Here is a 335-nt window from a genome sequence, read left to right as displayed (position 1 = left end):
TGATGCCGGTCGAGGTCGACGTGGACAGCGACGAGATCGAGCTGGTTGCCGACGAGAGGCCGGTCGACGTGGAGGTCGAGAGCGAAGCCACCGAGCTGTCGGTCGAGCTGAGGCCGGTGGACAGCGAGCTGATGCCGGTCGAGGTCGACGTGGACAGCGACGAAATCGAGCTGGTTGCCGACGACAGGCCGGTCGACGTGGAGGTCGACAGCGATGCCACCGAGCTGTCGGTCGAGCTGAGGCCCGTGGACAGCGAGCTGATGCCGGTCGAGGTCGACGTGGACAGCGAGCTGATCGAGCTGGTTGCCGACGAGAGGCCGGTCGACGTGGAGGTC

Annotated in this window: 1 protein-coding gene; it reads left to right on the top strand. The window is 66.9% G+C overall.

Translation table 11 applies throughout. The features are described 5' to 3' along the window. The coding region (locus tag DIE11_RS36695) for a hypothetical protein (RefSeq protein ID WP_221622491.1) at positions 1–335 on the top strand (335 nt) is incomplete at both ends.

The organism is Burkholderia sp. Bp9012 (genome assembly GCF_003853825.1).
GTDB lineage: Bacteria > Pseudomonadota > Gammaproteobacteria > Burkholderiales > Burkholderiaceae > Burkholderia > Burkholderia diffusa.
The sequence above is the reverse complement of the archived record's forward strand: the minus strand, read 5'-3'. Positions and strand labels throughout refer to the sequence as shown.